Source organism: Methylobacterium sp. A52T, from assembly GCF_053346095.1.
In genome coordinates this window covers 1-4,434 of the sequence record NZ_JBKFBI010000246.1, presented here as the reverse complement: position 1 = coordinate 4,434, position 4,434 = coordinate 1, and the positions used below count along the sequence as shown (strand labels likewise).

The 4,434-nt window shown below is 74.8% G+C and carries 3 protein-coding genes; 1 reads left to right on the top strand and 2 read right to left on the bottom strand.

The genetic code is table 11. The features are described 5' to 3' along the window. A partial coding sequence (locus ACLBYE_RS29810) for a restriction endonuclease (RefSeq protein WP_447696923.1) occupies window positions 1–717 on the bottom strand: 717 nt, incomplete at its 3' end. 110 nt (window positions 718–827) lie between these two features. Beyond that, window positions 828–1,241 (bottom strand): MucR family transcriptional regulator, encoded by a 414-nt coding sequence (locus tag ACLBYE_RS29805; RefSeq protein WP_020093821.1) that lies wholly within the window; start codon window positions 1,239–1,241, stop codon window positions 828–830. 394 nt (window positions 1,242–1,635) lie between these two features. On the opposite strand from ACLBYE_RS29805, the gene ACLBYE_RS29800 reads away from it, so the two are divergent. Beyond that, window positions 1,636–4,311 (top strand): bifunctional acetate--CoA ligase family protein/GNAT family N-acetyltransferase, encoded by a 2,676-nt coding sequence (locus tag ACLBYE_RS29800; RefSeq protein ID WP_447696922.1) that lies wholly within the window; start codon window positions 1,636–1,638, stop codon window positions 4,309–4,311. The last annotated feature ends 123 nt before the right edge of the window (window positions 4,312–4,434 follow it).

Sequence of the window (4,434 nt, the reverse complement as noted above, 5' to 3'; positions counted from 1 at the left end):
GCGGGGGGGGGGGGGGGGGGGCCGGGGGCCCGCGGCGGGCCGGCCCCCCGCCGGCGTGAAGCCGGCGTTCGACACCACGGCGGCCCGGTCCCCGTCCCAGTAGCGCAGGGCCGCGGCGGCTTCCTGCACGGCGGCGTTGCCCACGGGCTTGCTCAGCCGCTTGCACTGCACGACGAGGCGCAGCCCGTCCCGCACCGCCACGATATCGGCGCCCTGGTCGCCGCTCGCCGGCGTCCGGTGCGCCCGCCAGCCCGCCCGGACCAGGCGCTCGGCGCAGTAGCGCTCGTAGTCGAGCCCGTCTCCGGGCGCCTCGTCCTCCTCCGGGAGCGCGACGGCGGCGGCCTCGGCCTCGACGATCGCCAGCATCCGCGCGTGCTCCGCCTCGGCGAGGTCGGCGAAGCGGGGACCGAGCTGCGGCAGGACCGTCCGCTCGAGAAAATAATCGCGCTCGCGCAGCCAGCCGTCCTCGATCCGGTTGCCGTAGGGGTCGGTGTAGCTCTCCTGCCGCCGCCGCAGCGCCAGCGTCTCGGCATGGGCGCGGGCGATCCGGCGCACCCGGGCCCGGAACCGGCGCGGGCGCCCGAGATGCCGCAGCAGGACGAGCGCGAGGGCGAGTCCCGTCGCGGCGAGCGCCGGCCGGCCGTACCAGAGCCCGAAGGGGAGGCCGATCACGGCCGTCCAGAACAGGCGTGCGACGAGGCTGGGCTTGCCGGGCATCGGGTCTCGGGGGCGCTGACGGGCCCCCGACCCTCGCAAGCGCGGCTTGCCCGATGCCTAACCCGGCGCCGAAAGCTGTGGACGCGGGCGCGGATGGGAGCGCCGCGCCGTCAGCCCTTCCGGCGCTGGTGGCCGAGGCCCATGCTCTTGGCGAGGCTGGACCGCGCCGCGGCGTAGTTCGGCGCCACCATCGGGTAGTCGGGCGGCAGGCCCCACTTTCCCCGATACTCCTCGGGCGTCAGGTTGTAGTGCGTCCGCAGGTGGCGCTTCAGCGACTTGAACTTCTTGCCGTCCTCCAGGCAGACGATGAAGTCGGGCTGGACCGAGCGCCGGACCGGCACGGCCGGCCGCAGCTGCTCCGCCGGCGGGGCGGACGGCTCGCCGAGCCCGTGCAGCGTCGCGTGGATGGCCGCGATCAGCCCGGGCAGTTCCGGCGCGGGGACCGGATTGTTGCTCACGAAGGCCGACACGATGTCGACGGACAGCGTGAGATAGTCCGGTTGCCCTTCACCCGTGGCGTCCATCCCATAACCTCCACTTGATCCCAGCCGGCCACCGACGCCGGCCGGAATCTGTCTCTGCTCGACCCGATACAGGGTAGTTAATGGGCAGTTACTATGGTGGTGCAAATTCAATAGCAAGTCCAATCCACACATGCCCACAAGTGCCGTCTTAGAGTGGATAAATGGCGACCGATATTGAACAAAAGGAGGTCTGGAGACCGCGCTCGCGTCGACCACGCGATTTCCGGCCGGCGCGTGCCGACCGGGCGTTGCAGGCGCGCCGGATCGCGCCATCTGGGAGGGCGGCGGGCGCCCCGGAGCCTCGCCCGTGCGGACGTGAGCGAGGGGGCAGATGCGTGCCGCCAGGAACGGCCTGCGGGACCGCGTCCCGTGACGATGTCGTGAGCCGCCGGTCGTGAGCACCTACCGGTTCGACAAGCTGCTGGCGCCCCGCTCGATCGCCCTGGTCGGGGCGGTGGGGCGCGAGGGCTCGCTGGGGCGCAGCGTGCTCGACAGCCTGCGCGCCGCGGGCTTTCCCGGCGCGATCATGCCGGTCCAGCCCGATCAGGCCACCGTCGAGGGGCTGGCCTGCGTGCCGCGGGTCGCGGATCTGCCCGCCGCCCCCGACCTCGTCCTGATCGCGGTGCCGCCGCCGAGCGTGCCCGAGGTCGTTGCGCAGGCCGCCGCGATCGGCGCCGGGGCGGCCGTGATCCTGACGGCGCGGCTCGGCTCCGGGCCGGAGGATCCCGGCCCGGTCGCCCACGGGATCGCCCGCGCCCACGGCCTGCGCCTGCTCGGGCCCGACAGCGCCGGCCTCGCGGTCCCGGGCGCCAGGCTCAACGCCAGCCTGTTCGCCCAGGCGCCCGAGGCCGGCGACCTCGCCCTCGTCTCGCAATCCGGCACGGTCGCGGCCGCCATCGTCGCCTGGGGCGCCCGCCACGGCACGGGCTTCTCGGCGGTGCTGTCGCTGGGCAGCGTCCTCGACATCGGCGTGGCCGACTGCCTCGACCACTTCGCGGCCGATTTCCGCACCCGCGCGATCCTGCTCTGCCTCGACCGGGTTGCGGATGCGCGCCGGTTCATGTCGGCCGCCCGCGCCGCGGCCCGGGCCAAGCCCGTCGTGGTCCTGCGGGCCGGCCGGCACCGGCCCGATACCCGCGCCGCCGTCACCCATACCGGCGCCCTGGCCCGCCCGGACGCGGTCTACGCCGCGGCCTTCCGGCGGGCCGGCCTGCTGGCCGTGCCGGACCTCGACGCGATGTTCTCCGCCGTGGAGACCCTGGGGCGGCAGCGGCCGTTCCCCGGCCACCGGCTGGCGATCGTGTCCAACGGCCGCGGCATCGGCCTCCTCGCGGCGGACCGGCTGATCGAGCGGGCCGGGACCCTGGCCGCGCCCGCCGAGGCGGAGGGCCGCGCGCCGGGAAACCCCCTCGACCTCGGCATCGACGCCGCCGGTCCGGCCTTCGCGTCCGCGCTGACGCCGCTGCTGACGGATCGGACGAGCGACGCCGTGCTGGCGATCCACGTGCCGACGATCCGCTCGGAGGCCGGCGCGGTGGCCGAGGCCGTCGCCGCGACGGTCAAGGCCGCCCGCGCCGGCCAGACCCGGAAGAAGCCGGTCTTCGCGGTCACGCTGGGCGACGCGGAGGCGGCGCGCGAGACCTTCGCGCAGGCCGGGATCCCGCATTTCACCACCGATTCCGAGGCGATCGAGGGCTTCCTGCACTTGGTGCGCTACCGCGAGGCTCAGGATGACCTGATGCGCACGCCGGACTCGCTGCCGCGGGACTTCTCCCCCGACACGGCGCGGGCCCGCTCGATCGTCGCCGGCGCCCTGCGCCAGGGCGCCGCGTGGCTCGACCCGGTGGCGGTGAACGGCCTCCTGCAGGCCTACGGGATCCCGACCGTCCCGATCACGCTCGCCCCCGACACGGACGCGGCCGCGGCGGCCGCGTGGCCGATCATCGCGGCGGGCGGGACGGTGGCGCTGAAGGTCGTCTCGCCGGACATCGTGCACAAATCCGACATCGGCGGCGTCCACCTCGACCTGACCAGCGAGGCCGACGTCGCGGAGGCCGCCCGCAGCATCCTGGCGCGCGCACGCCGGGAGCGGCCCGATGCCCGGGTCACCGGCTTCGCCGTGCAGCCGATGGTCCGCCGCGGCCAGCGCCGGGAGCTGATCGCCGGGCTCGCCGAGGACGCGGTGTTCGGTCCGGTGGTGGTGTTCGGCCGGGGCGGGACCGCCGTGGAGGTGATCGACGACCGGGCCCTCGGTCTGCCGCCGCTGGACCTGACCCTGGCGCGCGACCTCATCGCCCGCACCCGGGTCGCGCGCCGCCTGGAGGCCTACCGCGACGTGCCGGCGGCCGATCTCGGGGCGATCGCGCTGACGCTGGTGAAGCTGTCCCAGCTCGCCGCCGACCTGCCGCAGGTGCGCGAGCTCGACATCAACCCGCTCCTGGCCGACGAGACCGGCGTGCTGGCCCTCGACGCCAGGGTCCGGATCGGGCGCGCCGAGCGCGGCGCCCTCGGCCGCGGCCACCCGCGCTTCGCGATCCGGCCCTATCCGGCCGAGTGGATCCGCACCCTCAACCTGAAGGACCGGACCGTGCGGGTGCGGCCCGTGCGCCCGGAGGACGAGGGCCTGTTCCTGGCTTTCTTCAAGGGCCTCGACCCGGAGGACCTGCGGCTGCGGTTCTTCGGGCCGGTGCGCGAGTTCAGCCACGCCTTCCTGGCCCGCCTGACGCAGCTCGACTACGCCCGCGCCATCGCGTTCGTGGCCACGGAGATCGGACCGGGTGGCGGCGAGCGCATGCTCGGCGCGGTCCGGCTCCACGCCGACGCCAACCACGAGAGCGGCGAGTACGCGATCGCGGTGGGGCGCGACGCCCGGGGGACGGGCCTCGCCTTCGCGCTGATGCGCCTGATGATCGACTGGGCGCGCTCCGAGGGGATCGGCCGCGTCGAGGGCACGGTACTGGCCGAGAACCGGCCGATGCTGGCGGTGTGCCGCCGCCTCGGCTTCACGCAGGGGCGCGACCCGGACGATCCGGGCCTCGTGAAGGTGCACCTCGATCTCGCCGCCTCCTAGAGCCGTATCCGACCCTGTTGCAACGGTCGGGAAGGACGGCGAGCCCGGTCTCGCCAGCCGCGCCAGGCCCCCTCTCCCGTGCGGGAGAGGGTTGGGGTGAGGGACGCGAAGGATCAGGACTGA